General features: G+C 55.7%; 20 protein-coding genes. 18 read left to right on the top strand and 2 right to left on the bottom strand.

Annotated features, from left to right (window positions below):
- Nucleotides 1-213 precede the first annotated feature (213 nt).
- Nucleotides 214-1,824 (top strand): P-loop ATPase, Sll1717 family, encoded by a 1,611-nt coding sequence (locus ACIQ20_RS03870; RefSeq protein ID WP_395777604.1) that lies wholly within the window; start codon nt 214-216, stop codon nt 1,822-1,824.
- A gap of 61 nt (nt 1,825-1,885) precedes the next feature.
- Here the strand turns inward: ACIQ20_RS03870 and ACIQ20_RS03865 are convergent, their stop codons facing one another.
- Entirely contained in the window at nt 1,886-4,087 is a 2,202-nt protein-coding gene (locus ACIQ20_RS03865) for a ParB/RepB/Spo0J family partition protein (RefSeq protein ID WP_395777603.1), read from the bottom strand.
- Between the two features lie 485 nt (nt 4,088-4,572).
- Between ACIQ20_RS03865 and ACIQ20_RS03860 the strand changes: the two genes are divergently transcribed.
- The 3 genes from ACIQ20_RS03860 (at nt 4,573) to ACIQ20_RS03850 (ending at nt 7,663) form a co-directional block, all read left to right on the top strand.
- Nucleotides 4,573-5,760 carry a hypothetical protein gene (locus ACIQ20_RS03860; RefSeq protein WP_395777602.1) on the top strand — a complete coding sequence of 396 codons (1,188 nt, stop codon included), beginning with the start codon at nt 4,573-4,575 and terminating at the stop codon, nt 5,758-5,760.
- A 113-nt stretch (nt 5,761-5,873) separates the two neighbouring features.
- Nucleotides 5,874-6,908 (top strand): hypothetical protein, encoded by a 1,035-nt coding sequence (locus tag ACIQ20_RS03855; protein WP_395777601.1) that lies wholly within the window; start codon nt 5,874-5,876, stop codon nt 6,906-6,908.
- Complete coding sequence (locus ACIQ20_RS03850) at nt 6,905-7,663, top strand: hypothetical protein (RefSeq protein ID WP_395777600.1); 759 nt, start codon at nt 6,905-6,907, stop codon at nt 7,661-7,663. The genes ACIQ20_RS03855 and ACIQ20_RS03850 overlap by 4 nt, the downstream gene beginning before the upstream one ends.
- Before the next feature lie 309 nt (nt 7,664-7,972).
- Here ACIQ20_RS03850 and ACIQ20_RS03845 read toward each other — a convergent pair whose 3' ends face one another.
- The gene (locus tag ACIQ20_RS03845) at nt 7,973-8,317 is read right to left on the bottom strand and encodes a DUF2958 domain-containing protein (RefSeq protein ID WP_395777599.1); all 345 of its coding nucleotides are present in this window, start codon (nt 8,315-8,317) and stop codon (nt 7,973-7,975) included.
- Between the two features lie 542 nt (nt 8,318-8,859).
- Between ACIQ20_RS03845 and ACIQ20_RS03840 the strand changes: the two genes are divergently transcribed.
- The 14 genes from ACIQ20_RS03840 (at nt 8,860) to ACIQ20_RS03775 (ending at nt 22,966) form a co-directional block, all read left to right on the top strand.
- Nucleotides 8,860-10,998 (top strand): type IV secretory system conjugative DNA transfer family protein, encoded by a 2,139-nt coding sequence (locus ACIQ20_RS03840; protein WP_395777598.1) that lies wholly within the window; start codon nt 8,860-8,862, stop codon nt 10,996-10,998.
- 1 nt (nt 10,999) lies between these two features.
- Nucleotides 11,000-11,554: a hypothetical protein gene (locus tag ACIQ20_RS03835; RefSeq protein ID WP_395777597.1), complete on the top strand. Its 555-nt coding sequence runs from the start codon at nt 11,000-11,002 to the stop codon at nt 11,552-11,554.
- A 3-nt stretch (nt 11,555-11,557) separates the two neighbouring features.
- Nucleotides 11,558-12,523 (top strand): P-type conjugative transfer ATPase TrbB, encoded by a 966-nt coding sequence (trbB, locus tag ACIQ20_RS03830; protein ID WP_395777596.1) that lies wholly within the window; start codon nt 11,558-11,560, stop codon nt 12,521-12,523.
- 211 nt (nt 12,524-12,734) lie between these two features.
- Entirely contained in the window at nt 12,735-13,067 is a 333-nt protein-coding gene (locus ACIQ20_RS03825; RefSeq protein WP_395777595.1) for a TrbC/VirB2 family protein, read from the top strand.
- Nucleotides 13,068-13,099: 32 nt separating this feature from the next.
- Entirely contained in the window at nt 13,100-13,375 is a 276-nt protein-coding gene (locus tag ACIQ20_RS03820; protein WP_298227115.1) for a VirB3 family type IV secretion system protein, read from the top strand.
- Between the two features lie 69 nt (nt 13,376-13,444).
- Nucleotides 13,445-15,952, top strand: coding sequence for a conjugal transfer protein TrbE (gene trbE, locus ACIQ20_RS03815; protein WP_395777594.1), 2,508 nt, complete (start codon nt 13,445-13,447; stop codon nt 15,950-15,952).
- Nucleotides 15,939-16,688: a conjugal transfer protein TrbJ gene (locus tag ACIQ20_RS03810; RefSeq protein WP_395777593.1), complete on the top strand. Its 750-nt coding sequence runs from the start codon at nt 15,939-15,941 to the stop codon at nt 16,686-16,688. Before trbE ends, ACIQ20_RS03810 begins: the two co-directional genes overlap by 14 nt.
- Nucleotides 16,689-16,712: 24 nt before the next feature.
- Nucleotides 16,713-18,305, top strand: a complete 1,593-nt coding sequence (gene trbL, locus ACIQ20_RS03805) for a P-type conjugative transfer protein TrbL (protein WP_395777592.1) — start codon at nt 16,713-16,715, stop codon at nt 18,303-18,305.
- 5 nt (nt 18,306-18,310) lie between these two features.
- Nucleotides 18,311-19,006, top strand: coding sequence for a conjugal transfer protein TrbF (gene trbF, locus ACIQ20_RS03800; RefSeq protein ID WP_395777591.1), 696 nt, complete (start codon nt 18,311-18,313; stop codon nt 19,004-19,006).
- Nucleotides 18,985-20,040 carry a P-type conjugative transfer protein TrbG gene (gene trbG, locus ACIQ20_RS03795; protein WP_395777590.1) on the top strand — a complete coding sequence of 352 codons (1,056 nt, stop codon included), beginning with the start codon at nt 18,985-18,987 and terminating at the stop codon, nt 20,038-20,040. The genes trbF and trbG overlap by 22 nt, the downstream gene beginning before the upstream one ends.
- Entirely contained in the window at nt 20,037-21,275 is a 1,239-nt protein-coding gene (locus ACIQ20_RS03790; RefSeq protein WP_395777589.1) for a TrbI/VirB10 family protein, read from the top strand. Before trbG ends, ACIQ20_RS03790 begins: the two co-directional genes overlap by 4 nt.
- The gene (locus ACIQ20_RS03785) at nt 21,272-21,778 is read left to right on the top strand and encodes a S26 family signal peptidase (protein ID WP_395777588.1); all 507 of its coding nucleotides are present in this window, start codon (nt 21,272-21,274) and stop codon (nt 21,776-21,778) included. Before ACIQ20_RS03790 ends, ACIQ20_RS03785 begins: the two co-directional genes overlap by 4 nt.
- Nucleotides 21,772-22,512, top strand: coding sequence for a lytic transglycosylase domain-containing protein (locus ACIQ20_RS03780; RefSeq protein ID WP_395777587.1), 741 nt, complete (start codon nt 21,772-21,774; stop codon nt 22,510-22,512). Before ACIQ20_RS03785 ends, ACIQ20_RS03780 begins: the two co-directional genes overlap by 7 nt.
- A gap of 4 nt (nt 22,513-22,516) precedes the next feature.
- Entirely contained in the window at nt 22,517-22,966 is a 450-nt protein-coding gene (locus tag ACIQ20_RS03775) for a helix-turn-helix transcriptional regulator (protein ID WP_395777586.1), read from the top strand.
- The last annotated feature ends 209 nt before the right edge of the window (nt 22,967-23,175 follow it).

The following is a 23,175-nucleotide window of genomic DNA, read 5'->3' as shown; positions in this document are numbered from 1 at the left end:
GCCTCGTCCAGACCGGGGCGGAAGCGATAGCGGACGACCGAATGGTTGCGGGCGGGCTGGCGGGGGTGGAGGGATTTTGGGCCGTTGGGGGTGGGGCGGATTGGCGGATCCGCTTAAACAGTTTTTCTGAAGTACTTGCCAACGGCCAAGACTAAGGTATCGTACCGCACTTGGCGAAAAGAGGGTTTTGATAGCACCTTAAAGGGGAAAAACATGGATGCGCTTTCGAGATTAACGCCAGAGCAGTTAGCGCAACTTAAGCACTACATAAATCCATCTACCCCATTTGGGCCAGCGCAAGCCGATATGGTCAAGGACCCAGCAATTCAATGGATACTCTTCAATCAAAATAATGAGTTATGCAAGGCTTATCGCCGTGACCCAAACATAATTGTTGGACGAAAGGGTGCTGGGAAAACTTCGATAGTTCAGAACACTAAAAAGATTGACCAGCATGATTTCGTAATATTGATTGACACGCCTGAATTCATTAGTTTTGTGATCTCGACATTGTTCCCGACAGGGCAGTACTCGAATGTTATGGTTGAAAACACCACGAAGATTTGGGAAATGCTTTTGGATGCAATTTTAATGTCAGAGGTTGCGGGGCAAACGAAGCTGCCTCTTCCTAATATACGCGCGTTCTTAGCATCAAGCTCATTGCCTGTCGGTGGTTTCTCAAAGAGTGTGTTAAAGGCACTTCGTGAGATAGCCGCTCAAAAATTTGAAACTACCGGAGGGCTAATCCTAAACACGATGCTGCATCTATTTGATGGTCAGTCGTCCAAGTACCCCGAGGCTTTAAAAGAGCTAGATTTATACCTGACTTCGAATAGAAAAACCGCTGTTGCAATTCTTGATACTGTTGAGGAATATTTCTTTGCTGATGATAAGTGGAAAGCGGCATATAAGGGGCTTCTAAAGTGCGCTGGAAATTACGGCAATTACAACCGCCAAATACGGGTTTGTATTCCATCTGAATATTACTATGACTTTCGGAAGATATCGACAAATATTGCAAAGGATTTCGGAAACAACATGTTGCTTCAGTGGCTGCCTAAGGAATTGTGCGGCATAATTGCTTGGAGATATTGGATATTTTGCTCATTGTACCGCCCTGAAAGTCTGACTAAGTTTGGCGATATCGATTTGTCGAATCCGCAGAAAGTTAGGGAGATCGTTGTAAGTTTCCTGGGAAGGATGATTAGAAATGGTATAGATGTCGAAGAGTCCCTCTTAAGTTACATTATGCGCCACACGCAACTGCTGCCACGTCAGATTATTTTGATACTCAACGCAATATTCGGACAGGAAGATAACTTCCGTCGCGATTGGTCTGAGGTTTCGGATGATGAAATCGTCGACAAAGTGAAAGATGTTGAGAAGGGGATTGCGGAGCAGATTTGCTCAGCGTTTGAAGTAAAGTATCCTCTTCTAGAGAAGTTCTGTTCGGCGGTCATCGTTAACTTGCCGCGCACGTTCACAGATGGCACTTTGCGATCTGTATTCAATAAATTTGGTCGAAAGCATGCGGAGAAGATCGGCATGGAGTATGAAGAGTTTAAGGTAATGCTCGTGGAGGTTGGAGCAATTGGGCAAGTTTATAAAGAGGAAGGGAGTATTGCCTCTTCGGAGTTTGAGTATTCTATGGTTGGTAGACTGCATTTAGGTCCTGATGAAAAACTATGCCTTCATCCAGTTTTCTCTGGGTGTTTTCCTTGCCATTTTGGCAAAAATACTGGCCGACCCTTAGTTTACCCCATGCGAGATTGGGACTGGTTTGCTGAGGACACTGGTCGAAGAACTGAGATCAAAGTGCAATAAGGACTGCGAGGCAGAACGTACGCCGGTCACCCGACGCACGGTCCCGTTTGGAAGTGCCCCCCTACTTCGCCGCTATCCCCACAAGGTCTATATCCGGCGCAACCACTTCAGCTGCCACGAGCGCCTCTAGGCCTTCATCTGTCACCTCAAACGCAGGCTCAGCATCCAGACTGACCAAGTCCAATAGCCCAGCCGTGGCAATGACGCTCGGTAACCAGCCAGTCCCTTCAAGGCTCTGCGCTGCTATGAGTGCCAGCTCATCCTTCCGTTTGCCAGCCAGCATGACTTCAAACGCCTTGCGGTCCTTGGCGCTTGGCAAGTCCGCGACCGCAGGGCTTTCCATAATCGCATCCGCAATCTGGGCCTTGGTCAGCGCCATGAAGAAGTCTGTGGTGGGGCTCCAATATCTGGTCATGTCCACTTGCAGGCGGGTGGCGAGGCTATCGGCCAATTCCTGTTTGCGGCGACAGATGGGCGTGGTGCCGCTGTGGCTGAGGTCAAGGGTGGAAGCAATCAGCGTGGCTTGTGCGTCAAGCAGGGTTTCCGCACTTTGGCCCATGCACCAGTCAAACCACTTCTCTTCATGCAAGTCCAAGGCGTGCAAGGTTTCCCGCTTGGACGCCAGCGGTTCGGCATCGGCATTGGACAGACACACAAAGGCATGCACCGACATGCCCACGGGGCCTGTCATCGCCATGTAGTGACAGCCCAGTGTGTAGACTGACAAAGCTAACGCCACATCAGGTGCCGCGCACAGATGGGCACGGATGGCGCGGGTGCGCGCGGCGGTCAGCTCATTCAGCGTCTTCTGGGTGAAGCCTGAGACGCTGGCTGGCACAGGCTCATCATCTTCCCAAGGTGGGCGCTCTTCGGTGCTGGCTGTTGGGGCAGGTACTTCCGAGCCAGTTTCACCTGCAGGACTGATGTCCTCTACAGGCACGGTCTCACCATCGCTTTGACCTGCCACACGCACACTGCCTGTTGCAGGATCAATGACGATAACTGTCACGCCATCGGGAGACGGTTGGATTGCGCAGGGTGCTGCTATTGGTAAAGTGCCTTCAACTGCCTCTGCCTCAACACGCTCTTTCTCGCGACGGCGCTCTGCCTCGGCTTTGGCCTTTTCTTGGGCGCGGCGTGCGTCAATCCGGTTGATCTTACGCTGATCGGCGGGGGTGACCACGCCAATGGTGGTGACGGCTTTGCCATCATGATCGACACTGATCACACAGCCTGCCAAAGGCAGTTTCTCGCTATCCCATAACTGACAGGCACTGACCAAGGCAGCGATACTGGCTTGAAGATTGGGGATGTCTTCATGATCTGGGTTTTCGGTGCGCAATGCTTCCAGCCTATTGGTCAGTTCGGCATGTTCATCGCGTTCGGCGTCTGTGGGTTCACGCCAGTCGGGCCTTAAGCGGTTGATATGCCCGCCATCCATGCGGCCATGGCCCAAATTGACATTGACCCAGCCCCAGCCAAACTCAATCAATGGGCGTTGCAGCTCTTCAAGCCTTTCAGTCGCCAAGCGATTGAGCAGATCAGGGCTGTCGAGAAACACCAGCTCGTCTTCAAACAGATCACGCCGCACAATCCCGCCAACGGCCTCATAAGCGTCAATCCCGACAAACTTGGCCAAACGGTCACTCGCCCGTACAGCCCCTTGGGTGAGGTATGACCGCACCGCATAGGCATTCATCACTGGCTTGGGCATGATGTTGAACACACTGTCCTGGCGATCATGCTCACCGACCAGACAGAAAGCGCGAGCAGCATCGAGTGACAATTCACCTTTGCGGAACGCTGTCTTCAACAAGGGCGACAAAGCCGACAAGGCCAATCGTTGCTGCACATGGCGGATGCTGGTGCCAAAGCGGGTAGCAATCGCGTCTTCCAGTAGGCCAGACGCCGCCAACCGCCCAAAGGCTTCGACTTCATCAAGAGGATGCATCGCCACGCGCTGAACATTCTCAGCCAGCGAGGTTTCTTCGGCGATTTCAGCAGGGACAATGGCGCAAGGAACCGCAAAGTCTGCGGGGATCACCGTGCGCTTGGCAAGAAGCTTCAAGGCGGCAAGACGACGACCACCAGCCGACACCTGATACTTGCCATCGCCAACCTCAACGACGGTCAGACCCTGCAACAGGCCATGGGCTTCAATCGACGCGGCAAGCTCCTCAACGGCGACCTTTTTCTCAATGCGACGGGCATTGAGGGGCGAAGATGCCAGCTTGGATAGGGGTATGGATTGAACGTGAGACATGATGATACTCCAGTAAAATGGAGGTTCTGGTGTGGACCATCCATCACCAGAGCCGCCTGCGCGGCATCGTCTCACCCGCCCACGCCGCACCCAGCGCGCAAGGGCGCAGAGGCGTCAGCCGTCCCTTGCGGGCGCAGGGCGGACGGGGGCAGCCGATTTAGGCGCGCGGGCGGGGGTGGGGTGGTTATGAGGTCTTGCTTGGAATAGATGGGGGGCGGTCTGCCGGACTAGCCCTGAACGGACCTTCCTGTGCTTTGGAAAGAACCTCGGAATCTACGATTGGCGGTGAATCAGGAGGATTGGCTGGATGAAGATGGTCCGCTGTTGGTGTTTTCTTTTTGACAGCAACCTTTAATGGTCCTAACAAAACATCGCAGTCGGACTTGATATGACAACCCCGCGATCACTCTCCACTTTCTATGGATAAGGCTAGGTGCTAGTTTGTTGAGCAAACAACGCTTCAAGCAAAAAAGGCTCACTGTCGTATGGCTGGTGAATTTGATCACATTGTCGGTTTGCTTGTTGAAGCAACAGGTTACTATCCCGGAAAATCACTTGATCCCAAAACTAGGCCATTGTCTGATTTAATTCAGTCACTGGAAAGCCATCCCCACCTTTGCCAACGATGGACGCAGACCTTTTGGTATCCCGGCGGTTGGCGAGAGCTCGATGCAACAGCTATGGCGACTTATCTCGTTTTTGATCTAATCCGAGGCACCTCCAAAATTGAAGAAGTTGCGGCGGCATTTTCCTATTTTGCGGCTAGTACTGAATTTGAGATCAGGTCTATAACTGCAATTTCGGGGCCTACATTTGAGCAAGTCGTTGAACTTAGCGACAGGGTTCGCTTAGTTCCGCCGTCATCTTTGTCGACAGGTTTTGGAAAAGAGCGGTTTTTCAATGCTGATGGATTTCAATATCAGTGGGTGATGCCAACAGCTGCGATAGAAATTGGTAGCGCAGCAAAAATAGTGGATTGCGTGAATAGATCGTTGGAAGCGCAGGGCTACCTCGAGTTTCAACATACACATCGGCAAGTCGAAGAAATCAGACAGATATTGATTCTACACTCCAATTGTCCCGTCGAAATTCTTGGCACCTATAGCGAGATTGTAGGGGCCAAGCCCCTATTCAATCATTTTTTTGGTGCATCATATCGAGATCGAAGTCTAAGGGCACCTTCAGAGTTAAGCCAAATTGGTGAAATGTTGCAAAGTGCCTACAAACATCGAAAAACTACCGAACCGACTATTCAGCTTGCGACCAACAAGCTATCTTCATCACGGAGCCGCAAGGATGATGCCGAGGCCTTTTTTGACCTCGGTTCTGCCCTTGAAATACTTCTAACAAAAGGCGACTCTACCAAGAGTGAAATCAATTATCGCTTAGCACTTAGAGCTGCACTGTTGTTAGGTTCTACCCAAGAAGATCGTAGGCGATGGTCCAAATTGACAAAAGATATATACTCGCAAAGGTCTACCGCTGCCCATCAGGGAGCGCTTAAGCCACCAAAAACTGAGACTGAAGCCGCAAAGAGGGCAAGTCTTCGTTTACAAGCTGAAGACATGATAGTTCGGCTGATTGGAATTTTGTCAGAAAGGTTTCCGGATTGGACTGAACTTGAGCTTGGCATGAGCAGTGCGAGCACCATCAAGGCTGACAATGAACATTAGGCAGTGTTGAGGTGCATCCTGGGCGGACGGGGATATGCTCAGATGCGCGCAGGCGGTGACGCGGATAAAATACTAACATCGTTATTGATTGATAACATGTTTGATGTTAGTGAATGACAATGACGTTATCGAATGATCCCGATGCCCATATGAAGGGCCCGAACCTGCCATTGGTGGCCATCCTCCAAGACTATGTTCGATCTATTCTCAAAACGGATTTGCAACTTCGCTCGATAGGAGAAGGTGAAAAACTGCCGCTCTTTCTGAAGCAGCAGTTTGAATTCGTTGAAGGTTGGTATGCAGGTCGACCGCTCATCTTTGCGGTTGAGCAAGGCGTGGGGTCGTCAGCGCCTTCGGCTCTACGCAAGTACCTCGCCCAAATCGAGCGCCTCCTTGGAAAGTCGGTCGTCCTTGTTCAGTCGAATATGACGGGCTTCCAGCGCGCAGCACATATTGAAGCCGGACAACCTTTTATTGTGCCTGGAAAGCAATTGTTCATGCCCCAACTTGGCGTAGCCTTGACCGAACGGTTTTCGAGGAAAGCTATTCGACAGTTGGATACACTGACACCTGCTGCGCAATTGACATTGTTCACTTTATTGACTGGTGCGGACCATCAAGAAGCAACACCGAGCCAACTCGCCAAGGGCTTAGGCTACACGGCCATGAGCATGGGTCGTGCGATTGATGAATTGGCGATCTTGGGTTTGGTGGAGACCAAACGGCAGGGCCGCGAGAAACGCGTCAATCTTGCGGGTCAAAAGCAAGAGATTTGGGAGAATGCTCAAGCGCTTCTTGTCTCACCTGTCCGTTCATCCCATCTCGTGCGCTGGCTTTGCCCGCCCCCAAGGCTCAATCTCGGCGGTCTATCGGCTTTGGCAGCCCATAGTGATCTGATGGATGCAGGGCTTCAGACCTTTGCGATCGATGGCCCGCATTGGGCAGTTTTCAAGTCTGATGGCACCATCGAAATCGTTGACGCGGATTATGAAGCTGACGCCCAACTGGATGTCTGGCATTATTCGCCTGCAAGGATCGAGCAAGAAAATCATAGCTTCCTTTTGTCGATTTATGCCCAATTCAAGGATGATCCAGATGAACGCGTCTCATTGGCTGCACAGTCTTTGATCGAAGGGCTTTGGGCATGAGAGGATTAGACTTGTTTCAGGCGCGGTTTGCGGCATTTGGGGATTCCTATGCCCTGATTGGTGGGGCCGCCTGCCACTTGATATTCGAGGATCTTGGCTTGGCCTTCCGTCCCACAAAAGACCTTGATATCGTATTGTGTGCTCAGGTGGTCGATGCAGGATTTGCGCAAGCCTTATGGGCGTTTATTCAAGATGGCGGCTATGAGATCAGGCAGCGCGCGGACGGTCAGCCGACCTATTATCGTTTCGCAAGGCCAGCCAACGCTGACTTTCCCTACATGTTGGAGATTTTTGCGCGTCCGCCAGCGACTTTGGACCTAGTCCCCAATCAAACAATCATACCTGTACCCATAGAAGATAGGCAATACAGCCTTTCAGCCATCTTGCTTGACGAAGATTATTTCGGTTTATTGCGCGGCATGATCCGTCGGATCGATGGGATTTCTGTACTGGATGAGTACGCTCTGATCCCATTCAAAGCGAAGGCTTGGATGGAATTGTCTGATCGTCGCGATGCAGGTGAAGACATCGACAGTCGTACTATTGTCAAACACCTCCGCGACGTGTTTCGCCTGATGGCAGTGCTTGTTCCGGGGCGCAGATTGATCCTGCCAGAGCAAATCAGAAACGACATCGCCGAGTTTTCTGATCGGATAACCCGCCAAGCGGCTATGAACCCTCGTGATTTTGGTTTGGCAATGAACCTCCAAGACGCGGCAGCTTTACTCGAGCAAATCTATTCCATCCGTACATAGAAGCCCGGCCCCACCCCCAAGCCCCGCCGACCCTCTCGGTGTCGGCGAGAGCGGTTGGGGCGGCGGTTAAAAGGACGCCCGTAGGAGAAGGCCGCTTGGCCTTCGGGACCGAGCGTCCCCGCCGCGCCAAGTCCGATGGCTTCCAGTGACAGAGTGCGCGTGTCAGAAAGTCCGTCATGACAGACTTACCAATTGACTGCCGCCGAGCGCTTTACGCAGAGAACTTGTGTCCAACCATGCAGCGCATCGGTGGCGGTTGATGGGTGCCCCATGATTGCGGGCTTTCTGGCAGCGCATTTCTGTGATCATCTAAATTCTGCCTTTCTGACGCGCGAGTTTGGCAATCGCGCTGATAGGTCGTTTTTCAACAAAATGCTGATCCCGCTCTACGGGCAAGCCTAACCGCCCGCGCACCGATAAAATCTCAGATAGCGATACACTACCCAACTCAGGGCAACCTAAGCCCAAATCGCATAGCCCAAAGGCCACATCCTCATTGTCAGGATCGATCTCTGTAAGAAGCCAAGTTGCATTGGCGTCGGGTGTAAACAGCTTCACGACTGGGACTGGATCAATGTCCTCGCCTGCACCAGACCTTGCGCCATTGGCCAAGAGTTTTGCGCGAAGATAGGCGGGAAAAAGTGTACTTGGCATGACAGCCTCCTTGAGGAACGCCACGCACCATGCGGGCGAACCTGAAAGCTGCCGCCAGACGCAAAGGTGCCGCTGTCAACGCCACGAGCGAAGCGAGGGCTTGACGGCAAACCGCGTCTGGCACCCTCAAACCGGTCGTCCGCAATGGGCGGGGCAAAGCGACACGTCGTCCCGGTCTCCGACAAACGCAACCGCTAGTATAAGCGCGTGCATAAGTTGGTTAATTGCCCACTGTCAGATCGACAAAGCATAGGTTCTCTCTCAAGCTTCAAGCATAAATTCTGTGCCAATTTGCTCCATTCAGTGGCTCAGTCTTGAATAGCGTCGTTAGTGCCCAAGCAAGCGATGCAATCATAAGTTATTGATTTATAACATTAAATATACTAATCTTGCGCCGCCTATCTCAGGCTGCAGACCAATATTCTGATTGGCACGATCTATGCTTGGGATCACTTACTGCGGTGAGTCCGCCTTAAGCGGTCCTGCCGCGTCATCCTTGCGACGCTCACTTTGTGTGCGCGTCGGTATTAGGGGACAGGGGTATGGGAATTCGCACGCGGATTGCATGTCTTGGGGTTGGGGCCGTGATTGGCCTGTCAGCCGGGACCCAGTTTGTTGCCGCGCATTACGATTATCACCGCGCTCTTGGCTGGGGCCTAGAGATTGGTGGTGGTGTCAAATTGTATCCATTCTGGGACATCTTGCTCTGGTCGAAACAATGGTCCGCCAGCCCAAGCCATGGCCCAGTCATGCGGGCAGGGGCAGCACTCATACTGTTGGGTGTAGCGCTTGGTGCTATGCTGGTACGTTTGTTTGACCAGGGCAACGGTGCGCTCGGGCAAACCAACGATGCCAGCGGCGTGAAGGTCAATTACGGCCATCGCGCACGCGGATGGGGCGATCCAAAAGCGCTAGTCAAGGCAGGGCTAACGGGCTTGGAAGGCGTCGTCCTCGGCCGCATCAATCGACCGGGCCTACGCGATTTCTTTCTTGCCCCCAAACTTCTAACCAGCCCTGATATGCGCCCTGCTTTGGTGACGGGAGGCACACGCTCGGGCAAAGGGCGCGGGATCGTCGTGCCAACACTTTTAACCTGGAATTGGTCGACCATAGTGTTTGACCCCAAGGGGGAGCTTTGGGCAACAACGGCGGGCTTTCGCAGCCGATTGGGACCAGCGCTCTTTTTCAATCCGCTGCATCCGGCCACCGCGAGGTTCAACCCGTTGGCCGAAATTGGTACTGGCGATCGTGCCATTTCAGACGTGCAAAAGCTCGTGGCGATTCTGGCTGAACCTGGTGGTACGTCTGGCCATCAGGATTTCTGGGACAAACAAGGTTCAGAGATGCTGTGCGCCCTGATCCTGCACGCGCTCTATACCGAAGCCCCAGAGAACAAGTCGCTGGTCGGCGTCAAACGCTTGAGCGCGGACCTTGATGCAACCGCCAAAGCTATGGCGACGACGCTGCACCGGTGCGACCAAACAGGCACTGCAATCACGGACCCCTATATTGCCGATGTGGCGAGCGCCTATCTTTCAGCCCATGAGCGTGGCCGCAAAAGCGTCCAAATGACCGTGAGGTCCTATTTGTCGTGGATTGCGGGCACAGAGGTCGAGCGGGCTTTATCAGCCAGCGACTTCCGCCTTAGTGATCTGATGTGTGCGCGGGCCCCCGTGAGCCTTTATGTGCAGATCGCGCCATCGGATTTGAAAGCGCTCCAGCCACTCGTGCGGATGTTCTTCCATCTCGCGTCGAGTGCGTTCACCACGCATCTAGAGACCGACAGCGACGGGCGGCCCAAGGAAAACGCGCTGCTTCTCGCGCTTGATGAATTTCCGCTTCTGGGCAAGGTCAGCTTCTTTGAAGATGTGGTGCGCCTGTCGGCGGGCTATGGCATCAAATGTCTGTTTGTGGCCCAGAGCCTGAATGATATAGCCCGGATATACGGGCAGCTGAACGGCTTTCTCGATAACACCCACATCTATGTGGCCTTTGCTGCACTTGACCCGTTGACGCGCGAGAAAGTCTCCAAGCTGACCGGGCTTGTGACCGACACGCGTGTGAGCGCAAGCTTGCCCCATCACTTCGCCGACAAAGGTGGCAGCCGCACGATTGCTGAAGTCGAGCGTTCCCTGATGGACCCATCGGAAGTGGGCGCACTACCCGACAACGAACAACTGGTCTTCATCGCAGGCCATCGGCCCTACCGCCTGAACAAGCTTCAATATGACAAGGTCGAGTGGATGGCAGAGCGTGCGGCCATTAAACCGCACAATCAGGCCCAACAGCTTCAAACCCCCGAACGGCCAGTTCATCCTTGGATGGACATAAAGCCTGCTGGCTTTGGCGATCCGCAAGTGGCGATGACTTTTGAAGAGCGCGCCGAAGCTCGACGTGTTGAAGTTCAGGGCGAGCATGAAGCCGCCATGAAGCGCGCCAAGGCCGAAAAATCCCGGCCACGCCAACCTGAACTCAATCTAGAAGCGAGGTTGGATGAAGGCTCAGTTTCGACACCCCACCGGGAACCGGCACCTACTGTGATCGTCCAATTACCTGTGGCTCAGGCAGAACCAAAGCCCGAGGCTGAAGCCGCCAATGCTGACCCGGTAGTGCCTGAAGAGAGCGCTGCCAACACCAATGCCCGCAACATCTTGAAACTCTTGCACGAGGGGGATTTCTGACATGGGAGCAAAACCAAGACCAATTGCCAAACCTAAGCCCGGCCCGACACGCATCCAAATTTATCTGGCGCGTGAAGAGGTCGGTGCAGCACTCGAACGCGAAGCCAAAGCGCGAAACATGAGCTTGAGCCAGGCGGCGTCAGCCATCCTTGAACGGGGACTTCGGGGCAAGGTTGAGGCCGATGCCGACAACCGCTTGCTGGCATTGGAGCGGCGGGTGGCAGAGCAGGGGCGCACAACTGGGCGCGACTTGATCATCATTGAAGAAATGCTGTTCATCGCACTGCGTACCTTGTTCTCTCGAATCCCTGAAAGCCCTGAAGAGCGTGATCCAGCCTATCGGGGATCAGTTGATGTATTGATGAGCCACGCCATCAATGAAGTTGCCGAACGCTTGCGCCTGACGCGGCTGGGTAGGGAAATCACCAATACCGGCGAACCTGCCAGTATCAGGGCAGCGGCAGACGCCAAGGAATTGGAAAGCGCCAAAGCTCAACCTGCCAATGATCTGACAGGCGAGCTTGTCGTCCCAAACTCCGATAGTGAAGGGGTCTAAATCATGGCTAAGCTCGGTGATCATCCTATCATCGCCGAGCGTCGCCTTGAAGCTCTGCGCCATGCACTGGGTCACACCGCTTTGGCGGCCTTGGTCGATCCTGATGTGGTGGAAATCCTCGCCAATCCTGATGGGCAATTGATCCTCGATACAATTGGCGGTGGACGCCAGCTAACCGGTGAGACCCTGAGCCCCGAAGCCCGCGACCGCGTCATTCGCTTGATCGCCGATTATGTCGGTGAGCCGGTGCTACCCGAAGACCCAAGGCTCTCTGGTGTTTTGCCGCAAACCGGCGAGCGTTTCCAAGGTGTGCTGCCGCCTGTCAGTCGTGCCCCAGCGTTCTCAATACGCAAGCGCCCCGCTCGCATCTTCACCTTGGACGATTATCAAGCCCAAGGCATTCTTAGCCAAGAGCAGAAGCAACTGATCGAAACTGCTGCAACAGAGCGCAAGAACATCCTGATTTCGGGTGGTACTTCGTCTGGCAAAACGACATTAGCCAATGCTATTCTAGCGTTGTCTGCGTTTACCGATACCCGCACGATCTTGATCGAAGATACGCCCGAGCTGCAATGCTCGGCCTGGGATCAAGTCGCACTTTTGACCCGCCGTACGCCCAAACTGATCGGCGTGGTCGATCTGGTGCGCGACTCTTTGCGCCTCCGCCCGGACCGGATCGTTGTCGGTGAAATGCGCGATGGGGCCGCAGCACTTGAAACACTCAAGGCCTGGAACACCGGCCATCCAGGTGGCCTTTCCACCATCCATGCCAATAGCGCACATGATGCGCTATTGCGCCTTGAAGACCTGACCTCTGAGGTTGCGACCACTATTCCTCGGCGCGCCATTGGTCAGGCGATTGATCTTGTCATCCACATTGCCCGGACCCGTGATGGTCGGCGTGTGGAGGACCTCATGCATGTTACGGGAGATAAGGATGGTGGCTATCTGACACGCGCTTATGGGTAAATCCGCCCATATCATGCGCACTTGAAACCGCACTGGCGCCATAACGCGCCCGCCCAACCGGACCCTGATTTCAGAGGCCCGGCGAGGCCATGTGGGCCAAACCAATTAACCATCTAAGTCACTAATATAATATATTTTTCTTCCTTAAGTTGGCACACCATCTGCATACTTATCCACAGGGGCACTTAGAGTCCCAGAATGGAGCAAACCAATGCAGAAAGGCACTTTTTCCCGTCAGACTATCCTGACCTCACTCGCAACTGGCGCTGCTTTAGCGCTGGCATCTACCCCGGCCTTTGCTGGCGGGTCTGGCATGCCGTGGGAGGGACCACTCCAACAAATCGTCGACAGTTTCACTGGCCCTGTGGCCCAAGCAGGCGGGGTGATCGCGGTAACCATCTTTGGTCTGGGCGTCGCTTTCTCTGAAAGTGGTTCTGGCTTGCGACGCGGCGTCTCGATCCTGTTCGGGGTGGCGATCGCCTTTGCAGCCGCGAGCTTCTTCATGGGCTTCTTTGGTTTTGGCGGTGGTGCAATCATCGGCTGAGATCATGATTTGAGACAAAAGGGGGCAGCACCATGAGTGCTTTTCATCCTGATCGGCCCGAAGGCTTTGAACTGCCCTTGGCCGGATCACTCACCCAACCCATCCTTATGGCAGGCTTACCGCGTGAATATGCGATCCTGATGGGCACACTCGCTCTGGTCCTGGGTCTCGCACTCAAGCTCTGGTGGCTCGGCCTCATCTGGTGGGGTGTGGCGCACGCGCTTGGTCTTTGGTTTGCCAAAGCCGACGCCCGGTTTTTGGATGTCCTCAGGCGTCATCTGAGCTTGCCCGGACATCTTGGGGCCTGAGCCCTCATCTATCCAACTCATTTGCAAATCCAACAGCCACGGGGGCCGTGCCCCCGAGAGTGAGATCCCATGCGCTTTCTCGATGAATTCCGCACCAAACCCATTACTTTGGCCGATCATCTGCCCTGGGCGGCCCTCGTCGCGCCCGGCGTGATCCTGAACAAAGATGGCAGCTTTAGTGCGTGCGTGAAATTTCGTGGGCCGGATCTGGAAAGCTCGACGCCTGACGAGCTGATGGCTGTGCGCGCTAGACTCAACAATATGTTGAAGCGCTTGGGAACCGGCTGGTGCCTGCATATGGAAGCCCGCCGCAGAATGGCTGATGCCTATCCAGATCAACAGCCTGAGAACGCTGTCGGCTGGCTTGTGGATCAGGAACGCAAGGCGCTGTTCGAACAGGCCGGTGCGGCCTTCGAGACTGATCATGTCGCGACGTTGACCTGGCTGCCACCAGCCGATGATATCCGTAAGGCCGAGACTTTCCTGTTTGAGAACCGCGTCGCCAATAATCGCGACTGGCGCGAGACTTTGGCTTTATTCCAGCGCGAGATCGGCATTTTGGTCGATCTGATGGCGGATGCTTTGCCTGAAGCGCGCTTGATGTCGGATCAAGACACGCTGACCTATCTGCATCAATGCATCAGCACCAAGCATCATCAGGTCGAGGTCCCAGAAACGCCGGTGTTTCTCGATGCTCAATTGGCCGACTGCCCGCTTGAAGGTGGGATCGCACCCAAGCTTGGCGATCAATATCTCCGCGTCGTCGGTATTAGGTCCTTCCCAGCCAAGACCTTGCCGGGGCTTCTCGATGCGCTGGGCCAGTTGCCCTTCACCTATCGCTGGGTTGGTCGCTGGATTGCGCTCGATATGGCGGGCGCTGAGAGCGAGCTCCTGCGCTTGCGCAAGCGCTGGTTTGCCAAGCGCAAAGGCATTGGTACGCTCATGCGCGAAGCTATCACCAAGGAAGATGTGCCGCTCGTTGATACGGATGCAGCCGCCAAGACCGATGAATGCGACGGCGCACTAGAAGCCCTTGGCGCTGAAGTCTGCGCTTTTGGCTGGCTGACGCTCACCGTCACGGTGATGGATGCCGATGAAAGCCGGGCAGTCGAGAAAGCCCGTGCGGTGGAAGCCGCGCTTAATGCGCAAGGGTTCGTCGCGCGCACCGAGGATCTGAATGCCGTCGAAGCCTGGCTCGGATCGATCCCCGGCGAACCCTATGCCGATGTGCGCCGCCCCATGCTCTCAACACTAAACTTGTGCGATCTTCTGCCCATCTCGGCTGTCTGGGCAGGCCCCACGCGCGACACACATCTGGATGGTCCGCCATTGCTGATCGCAGAGACATCCGGTGCGACGCCGTTTCGCTTGAACATACATGTCGGCGCCGTCGGCCACACGATGATTGTAGGGCCAACCGGGGCAGGCAAGTCGGCACTTCTGGCTTTCATGGCGCTGCAATGGCTGCGCTACCCGAATGCCCGGATCATCTTTTTCGACAAGGGCCGCTCTGCGCGTGCCGTGACCCATTGCGCCGGTGGGCGCTGGCATGCGCTCGGACCTGACGGGGCTTTTGCGCTTCAACCGCTGGCCCGGATCGACGAGACTGCCGAACGGGCGTGGGCTGCTGAATGGATCGCTGAAACCGTCGCGGCTGCTGGCGTCCAAATCACACCCAAGCACCGCGAAGAAATCTGGGCAGCCCTTGGCTCACTGGGAGAAGCCCCCAGAAGCCAGCGCACGCTCTCGATCTTCTCAGCCCTCTGCCAAGCCCGCGATATCACAGCTGCGCTTGAGCCCTTCACGCTCAAAGGCCCACACGGCTGCTTGCTCGATGCTGATCAGGCTCCATCGGCCATGAGTTTCTTCGAGACCTTCGAGACAGAAGAGCTGATGGCAACACCCAGTGCCATTGGGCCGGTTCTGACCGCACTTTTCCATGAGATTGAGCGTGGCTTTGATGGATCGCCTACCATGCTGGTGCTGGATGAGGCTTGGCTATTTCTAGGTGAGACCGGTTTTGCAACAAAAATCCGCGAATGGCTCAAGACCCTGCGCAAGAAGAATGTGGCTGTGGTGTTTGCCACGCAAAGCCTGGATGATGTGGTGCGCTCACCCATTGCCGCGACACTGATTGAAAGCTGCCCGACACAGATCTTCCTGCCCAATCCGCGCGCGCTCGAACCAGCTTCGGCTGATCTCTATCGCCTGTTCGGCCTCAACAAGCGCCAGCTCGAACTTCTGGCGTTCGCAGCTCCCAAGAGGTCCTACTATATTCGCCAGCCACGTGGCCGTCGGATGTTCGATCTAAAGCTGGTCGGCGCGGCTTTGGCGGTTTGTGGCGCGTCAAGCCCGGAAGACCAAAAGCGGATCGAACATGTGCTCTCAGGGCTTCCCCCTCATCACGATCCTGACGCGTTCGCCCGTGCATTCCTTGAAGCCAAGGGCCTCGCGGGCGTGGGTGATCTCTTCGATGCGCTGTCTGACGTCGCGCGCGCGGCCAATGACCAGAGCGCTCCCCCGTCCAATGATCTCACTTCACCCTTGCTGGAAGGACGGTTTCATGTCGGCCAATAATCTAAAATCCCGCCTTGTTGGTCCTGCCTCGGCGTTGGTCTTGTTGACGATTGGCACAGCACTTGTAGTGCCAAAAGACGCTACGGCCATCGTGGTCTATGACCCCACCAACCACATTCAAAATGTGCTGACGGCTGCTCGCGCGCTGGAGCAAATCCGCGTCCAGACCGAGCAATTGACCGCACAAATCCGGTCACTCGCGCAAAGCCCCTATGATCATGCCGCTCAGATTGGCGAAGCCATGCGGGCACTCAATGAACTCAATGCCCAAGCGCGCGGGTTAGCATCCACGGTTCGGGGTTTGGACCGCCAGTTTGAGGATTTGTATCCAGGAAATCTGAATGCCCGCACGGCGATGCAACGGCTTGAAGCGGCTTCCCGTCGGATCGAGTTGTCGCGGCAGACAGCGCAGGATTTGGCACGCACGGCGGCTTCGGTTGAATCGGCAAGAAACGGGCGAACCGCTCGGATGGCTGGAGCCATTGCGGCATCGCGTGCCGCTGAAGGCGAGACTGGCGCTATTCAGTCATCGGTACAAGCCTTGGGTGTCTTATCTGAACAGCTCGAAAGTCTTCAGACCCTGATGGCCGCGCAATCCCGATTGGCCGCCCAAGAAGCTGCCCAGCGTGCTCAAGACCGCGAAGAGGCGATCGCCGCGCGTCGCCGAAACTGGGGCCGGGCCGCAGCTCCGCCGCCACCCCCTCGCTTCAACCCCTTACCCAACGCGCGCAATTAGCCGCGCGCTTAAAGGAGCCTTGCCATGGCTGTCTCATCGGAAACTGCCAATGATCTGATGTCGGTGTTTTCCAACACTGTTACGGCAGGCTTTGCGAGCCTAGTCGGTCCCGTCAACGGCATCTTCGGCCTGATGATTGCGCTTGTAGTCGCGCTGACAGGCATTCAATGGGCGGTCTCGTCCAACCGCGATGCACTTGCAGGGGCCTTTTCGAAGATCCTGCTGATTGGGGCTTTTGCCTATATCATCAATGATTGGCAGGGCCTGAGCGAGACGATCTTTGCAGGCTTCATGGCGATAGGCTTGCAAGCCGGTGGTGGGGCTATCGGTGCCGCTGACTTCCTCAATCCCGGTGCGGTGATTGAGACCGGCTGGGGCATTGTCAAAGCCATTGGCGATGCGCCCACCGTCACCGAAAACCCGATGGATGTGATCGGCAATCTAGTCGATGCGATCATCATCGGCATCTCTATGCTCGGCATCATGATCGCGTTTACGATCCTCGCCCTGCAGATCATCGTGACCTTGCTTGAGTTTAAGATCGTCACACTTGGCGGCTTCATCCTTCTGCCATTCGGCATTTTCTCCAAAACCAGCTTCATGGCCGAGCGCCCACTAGGTTATGTGGTCGCGGCAGGCTTGAAGGTTCTGGCCCTCGCAATTGTGGTGTCTGGCGCTCAAACGGTGTTCGCTCAGCTGATCCCAAGCCCAGAGCCTGACATCTATGAAGCGCTGACCATCCTAACCGCTTCGATCATTCTGGCGATGCTGGCGATCTTTGCCCCAAATCTGGCTGCGGCCCTCGTCTCGGGCGGTCCCGCTCTGGGCGCAGGTGCCCTCAGTGTCGGTGGCCTCGCGGTTGGTGCAGCGGGTGGTGCGGCCATTGCTGGCACGATGGCAGCAGGCGGCACCGCCGCTGGTGCCGCCTCAAAGATTGCATCATCCTCCAGAGTGGCTGCGGGCGCAGGTGCTGGGAGGCAGCCAAGCGGGCCTGGACCTTCTGGGTCTGGACCTTCTGGCTCTGCGGCTGCGGCGGGGGGCGGACCGCGCGGTCCTTCGAGTGGTGGCGGTTCGTCCAATCAAAGCTCCTCTTCACAGAACAACGCATCATCAAATTTTGCGGCTCAAACAGCGAATAAAAGCGGGACTAAGGCTTCCAATTCACACTCCGGCTCAACTTCCAGCCAAATGACGACCAATGAAGGATTGGGGTCGCAAAAGTCAGCGGGACAAACTGAACTATCCGGAAACACCGGACAGTTGGGAACAGGCGGGAATTCGTCGCCAAGCCAATCGTCTGCTCAAAGCTCAACAAGCGCTTCCAAAGCCGCCATGCCGAATGAGACTGGCTCTCTAAGTGGCGGAACCTCTGGAGGAAGCGAAGGGGCAGCCCCTGCGGCTGGCGCGTCACAATCAAACGGATCGGGAACCACCACTCCAAGCACCGCCTTGGGCGACGCCCCGCGTTACCACCGTTTCCCAGCCTACAACCCGCAACAAAAGGCAGCCAAAGCCCGCGCCTTCAACGCGTATTTCGCGGCCAATACCGCCCGCCAACTCATGCCGGCCAATGAAAACACCGGCACGCTCAACCCATCCATTCGTGAGGAGGACTGATATTCATGCATCCATTCTTCAAACCTAAGCCTGCTGGCAAACAGGCGCTTTCGGCCACACCGATTGCCACGACTTATCAACGGGCAGGCCAAGTCTGGGATGACCGTATGGGCCTGACCCTGTCTCATGCCCGCAACTGGCGAAACATGGCTTTTGGGACGCTTCTCTTTGCGGGCTTCCTTGGAGCAGGCTGGTGGGCACAAGCCCAGCGCTCGGTGGTCAAGCCCTTCATCGTCGAGGTTTCGACATGGGGTCAGACCCAGAAGATTACAGCACTTGATCAGAGATACCGCCCGAATGAGGCCCAAGTTTCTTTCGCCTTGTCACGTTGGATAGCAGACGTGCGCGGCAAAAGCATTGATCCGGTTCTGATCCGTCAGAATTTCATGCGAGCCTATGACTTTACAACGCCGAAAAGTGCTGCCTACCTCAATAGCTGGGCGCAGGAAAATGATCCCTTCGCTAATGCAGGCCGCGAGGCTGTTGCTGTCTCGGTGCTCAATGTTGTGCCACGCTCGGAGAAGACCTTCGACATCCAGTGGCGCGAAGAGAAATTCACCAATGGCATGAGTTCAGGTGCGCAGCGTTGGCGCGCACTTGTCACTGTCCGGTTTGAGCCACCGCGCTCTGAAGCCGACCTGATGAAAAACCCACTTGGCATCAAAATCGAGGATTTATCATGGACACTCGACGCACAATGATCGCGCCCAAGGCTGCTTGCATGGCAGGCAGTCTGGCGCTTCTCCTAACCACGGCCATTCCAGCTATGGTCTTCCCAAATGCCGCTGACGCACAGGTGCGCCAATCTCAAGCACGCCAGACCCAAGTGTCAACTTCGGCCCGCACATCTTCAGCGCGCCGGACAAATTCGCCAACACGGCGCGCGGCAAGCCAAACTAGACGGGCGGCCACACCGGCTCGCGCGGTCTCACCACCCGCAAATGATGGGGCGACCAGTCCGGCAAGCGGTCCAGCCGCTATTCGTGCGGCTAATGCCGAGGCACTGGCCCCTTCACGGGCGGACGGTTTCGTCAATGCAGCCCAAGTGTTCAGCTTCGAGCAAGGCCGGGTTTATGAAGTTTGGACGGCACCCATGCGGATCACTGCGCTCACCCTTGAACCCGGCGAACGCATTATCAACAAGGCTGCTGGAGATACCGAACGCTGGATGATTGGCGATACGACATCTGGTGAAGGCAATGCCCAACAAAGCCAGATCCTGATTAAGCCATTTCGGGTCGGTATCGCCACCAATATGGTGATTGCGACCAACCGGCGGATGTATCTTTTGTCGCTGCGGGCTGGCGAGAGCACTGACGCGTTCAATGCGGTCGTAACCTGGACCTACGCCAATACATTGCCCAATGGATCAACGCAGGCCGGGACGACTGACGGCAATATAAATCTGCCAGTACTGCCCGCCGCACAAACAGTCGATATCGCCAACCTGAACCAGAATTACCGTATTCGGGCGGGATGGAGCAGGCCTGATTGGACACCGATTTCGGTAAGCGATGATGGTCGCCAGACCTTCATTACCTTCCCCAATAGCCTTACCTCCACCGAAGCCCCGCCCTTGTTTGTAATGGGTGAGAATGGCGAGGCGCAACTCACTAATTGGCGCAAGCAAGGGTCGGTCTATGTCGTTGATCGTCTGTTTGATCGCGCTGAATTGCGCCTAGGTGGCGATAATCCACGCGTCGTCCGCATTGAACGCAAAGGGGATCGCTCATGAAGAAGGCTGATACCCCAGAAGTGAGCCCTGATGCACTGCCGCCGCCGCTCACTGGCGGCCATGCACTCAATGCGCGCACGGCACCCAAGCCTGCCCAGCAGATCAATAAGAAATCGGTCCGCACGGTCTTTATGGTTAGTGCAGGTGTGCTATCGCTGGCCTTTGTTTATGCTTTCGTAGTCTCGCCAGCGGTGCGTGCAGAAGCCCGCGCCAAACAGGCTGAACAGAACCAACGCACACCGCCAGGGTCTGTTCGACCCGCTGATGTGCTTTCCGACGGGCCAGCCAGTTACGCTGATCTTACCAAGGCACCCGAAGAGCTGCCGGAAGAGGCGTTACCTAAAGACACGCCTCCACCAGAACGCATTGCCTCAGGGCCTGCGCATGCACCACGTGTAATGGTGCAAAGCGCGCCGCGCGAACCAATGCGATCGAGTCCACATGCGCCATGGGCGGTTCAAGGGGTTCCAACAAACCCACGCGAACCGCGAGGCCCATCGGAACTGGAAAAAGCACAACGCTCTGGCCTGTTCTTTGATGTTGGCGCATCAACACAAACAGCGGCGCTTGCAACACCATCAGCTGCTTCGACTGGCCCGTCGCGCATTCAACGACGCGAGGATTATGAGGCAGTCTATGCTGATCGCGCCGTCCTAGCCCCGCTGTCGCCCTATGAACTAAAGGCGGGCACAGTCATTCCAGCGGCTTTGCTGACAGCGGTTGATACTGAACGCGAAGGCCGGGTCTTGGCCAGTGTCACCGAGAATGTCTTTGATACGGTCACAGGCCGATATCTCTTGATCCCCCAAGGTGCCCGCTTGATCGGACGTTTTGATGGTGAGCAGACCTATGGCGAAAGGCGCGCTTTCCTGACGTGGGAGCGTCTGCTTTTCCCTGATGGTCGGTCGATCACCTTGAACCGTGAGCCCGGTATCGACAGCCAAGGCGCAGGCGGCGTTCAAGGCCGTGTCGACCGACGTATTCCACAATTGCTGACCGCAACGCTATTTGCCGGGGCCATCACCACTTTGGGCGAAGTTGCCCGCCGTGATGGAGAAGACAGAAACAACAGCATAGTCGGCGATATCGGCGACGCTGCTGCCGCTGAGGCTGCCCGTGTCGGTGGCCGCATGATTGACCGCGAACTCGACGTCAAACCAACCATCCGGGTCCGCCAAGGCACGCGCGTGCAAGTCTTGTTGACCCGTGATCTCGTTTTGGAGCCAGCCCAATGAATACCAGCGCCCTTGTTTCCATCGTGGTCGCCAATGCGCTTTTGGCGTCGGCACCAGCCTTACCAGAATTGGTGGCCAACCCGCCTGCCATCATCAATGAGACGATCTCGATGCAGAAAGGGCTTTATGTCCGTACTGGCGGGGTCGGTGAGCTTAAGCACGGCTACATTATCGCGATGCCGATGAACCAGAATGCGAAAGATTATCTGGTTGGGCGGCTCGGCTATCCAGCAGACACCATGCTCATAAAGCGTGTGGTCGCACTGCCCGGAGAAACCGTCTGCCGCCAAGCAGGCACGGTCACCGTGCGCGGTCGCGCGGTCCATGCCGACCGACGCGACAGCCAGGGCACCTTGCTGCCGTTCTGGGTCGGCTGCCACACCCTTTTGCCCACCGAAGTTTTTCTTCTAGGCGATCACCCATCTAGCTTTGACAGCCGCTATTTCGGCCCTGTGCTGAAACGCGACCTGTCTGGAACCTATCAGGAGGTTATTTCATGGTAAGTCGAAAAGTCCTTCTCGCGATCAGTCTACTCGCCACTCCCGCACTAGCAACGCAAGCTAGCGCCGATCCGCCTGACTGGACCCAAGCAGGTGGGGGTCTGTTTATTGAACCCGGCATGGCTGTTGATCGAGCGCCCATGGTTCAACGGGCCATCCTACCGCCTCAGACTCTCCCGCGCGTATTGCAGCAAGCCGCGCCTGCCAGTCCGCGCCAGAGGCCTAGTCCTGTTTCTGAAACTGAATCTGATCCATTCGTGATTGACCCTGTTCCCGATTATGGCGAAGTCCGTCTCTTGCCTGCCGATCAGCCACTTGACGAGCTGATCACTCAGATCGCCGCTGAAACGGGCCTTGATCCGAAACTTCTCCACGCGTTGGTGATCGTCGAAAGTGCCTATGATCCCGCTGCAGTCAGTCCTGTTGGTGCGCGTGGCCTGACACAATTGATGCCAGGCACAGCCCGTGAACTGGGTGTCACCAATGCCTTCGACATTGAGCAAAACCTGCGAGGGGGTGCGCGTTATCTGGCCATCCAAATCGGTCGGTTCGGCGATCTGCGGCTGGCACTTGCCGCCTACAACAGCGGCCCCGGTCGTGTCGCGCGCCTTGGTCGCGTCCCCGACATTACCGAAACCCAAGGCTATGTTCGCGATGCCGTGGATTGCTATCTCGCGCTTTCTGCGGGTCGAGGCATTCGGCATCGCCGCCAATGCCGCACGTCAGGGGGGAGATAGAGTCATGGCTAAACGCAAACCCGAACCAGCCCACTCCGCCCAATTGGATATGTTTGGCGGATGGGCGCAGCCAGCCAACGAGCAAACTTCCCCGTCGCTGCCAGCGGTTGCTGATCCACTGACAATCGAAGCCGCTAATGATCAAATTGAATCGATCAGCCTCGACGGACCTGTAAGCGAACTTCGCGAACCCGATGTTGCCGAATTCGCGGCTCCAGAGGCAGTAGTTTCACGGCTGCAAGTACCAGTCGCCCCAGTTAAACCGCCCCAAAACTGGGAAAACGACGAATGGTGGACCACCGCTATGGTCTGCGCCTACTTGAAACTCGGACGTAAGGCCATATGGGAGCGAACCCGAAACCCAAAGATTGGCTTCCCAAAGCCAACGCATTTTGGAAGTTGTCGCCATCGCTGGCGGGCAGGGGAGGTGAGGGCTTGGGCTGAGATGCGTTAAGTTGTGAGTTGGGACCTGGCGATAATCGGTTTAAGTGGGTCGTTCTGTCTGCAAGTTCGGCAATCTGATTGATTTGACGTCCGGTAGTGACGTATGGACCGTTTACCATTCCTGTGAATTTGCCCATTGAAAGGGCACCAAAAAGCAATCATTAACCAAAACACATCCAGTGGGTTAGTTAGCTAGCTTGGGATATTGCTTGAGGCATT

It is taken from the genome of Aquidulcibacter sp. (genome assembly GCF_044346625.1).
Lineage (GTDB): Bacteria > Pseudomonadota > Alphaproteobacteria > Caulobacterales > Aquidulcibacteraceae > Aquidulcibacter.
The sequence above is the reverse complement of the archived record's forward strand: the minus strand, read 5'-3'. Positions and strand labels throughout refer to the sequence as shown.

Excerpts from the sequence above, each read along its gene's own strand:
- ACIQ20_RS03870 (WP_395777604.1), top strand. The coding sequence starts at position 214 with ATGGATGCGCTTTCGAGATTAACGCCAGAGCAGTTAGCGCAACTTAAG.
- ACIQ20_RS03865 (WP_395777603.1), bottom strand. The coding sequence starts at position 4,087 with ATGTCTCACGTTCAATCCATACCCCTATCCAAGCTGGCATCTTCGCCC.
- ACIQ20_RS03860 (WP_395777602.1), top strand. The coding sequence starts at position 4,573 with ATGGCTGGTGAATTTGATCACATTGTCGGTTTGCTTGTTGAAGCAACA.
- ACIQ20_RS03855 (WP_395777601.1), top strand. The coding sequence starts at position 5,874 with ATGACAATGACGTTATCGAATGATCCCGATGCCCATATGAAGGGCCCG.
- ACIQ20_RS03850 (WP_395777600.1), top strand. The coding sequence starts at position 6,905 with ATGAGAGGATTAGACTTGTTTCAGGCGCGGTTTGCGGCATTTGGGGAT.
- ACIQ20_RS03845 (WP_395777599.1), bottom strand. The coding sequence starts at position 8,317 with ATGCCAAGTACACTTTTTCCCGCCTATCTTCGCGCAAAACTCTTGGCC.
- ACIQ20_RS03840 (WP_395777598.1), top strand. The coding sequence starts at position 8,860 with ATGGGAATTCGCACGCGGATTGCATGTCTTGGGGTTGGGGCCGTGATT.
- ACIQ20_RS03835 (WP_395777597.1), top strand. The coding sequence starts at position 11,000 with ATGGGAGCAAAACCAAGACCAATTGCCAAACCTAAGCCCGGCCCGACA.
- trbB (WP_395777596.1), top strand. The coding sequence starts at position 11,558 with ATGGCTAAGCTCGGTGATCATCCTATCATCGCCGAGCGTCGCCTTGAA.
- ACIQ20_RS03825 (WP_395777595.1), top strand. The coding sequence starts at position 12,735 with ATGCAGAAAGGCACTTTTTCCCGTCAGACTATCCTGACCTCACTCGCA.
- ACIQ20_RS03820 (WP_298227115.1), top strand. The coding sequence starts at position 13,100 with ATGAGTGCTTTTCATCCTGATCGGCCCGAAGGCTTTGAACTGCCCTTG.
- trbE (WP_395777594.1), top strand. The coding sequence starts at position 13,445 with ATGCGCTTTCTCGATGAATTCCGCACCAAACCCATTACTTTGGCCGAT.
- ACIQ20_RS03810 (WP_395777593.1), top strand. The coding sequence starts at position 15,939 with ATGTCGGCCAATAATCTAAAATCCCGCCTTGTTGGTCCTGCCTCGGCG.
- trbL (WP_395777592.1), top strand. The coding sequence starts at position 16,713 with ATGGCTGTCTCATCGGAAACTGCCAATGATCTGATGTCGGTGTTTTCC.
- trbF (WP_395777591.1), top strand. The coding sequence starts at position 18,311 with ATGCATCCATTCTTCAAACCTAAGCCTGCTGGCAAACAGGCGCTTTCG.
- trbG (WP_395777590.1), top strand. The coding sequence starts at position 18,985 with ATGGACACTCGACGCACAATGATCGCGCCCAAGGCTGCTTGCATGGCA.
- ACIQ20_RS03790 (WP_395777589.1), top strand. The coding sequence starts at position 20,037 with ATGAAGAAGGCTGATACCCCAGAAGTGAGCCCTGATGCACTGCCGCCG.
- ACIQ20_RS03785 (WP_395777588.1), top strand. The coding sequence starts at position 21,272 with ATGAATACCAGCGCCCTTGTTTCCATCGTGGTCGCCAATGCGCTTTTG.
- ACIQ20_RS03780 (WP_395777587.1), top strand. The coding sequence starts at position 21,772 with ATGGTAAGTCGAAAAGTCCTTCTCGCGATCAGTCTACTCGCCACTCCC.
- ACIQ20_RS03775 (WP_395777586.1), top strand. The coding sequence starts at position 22,517 with ATGGCTAAACGCAAACCCGAACCAGCCCACTCCGCCCAATTGGATATG.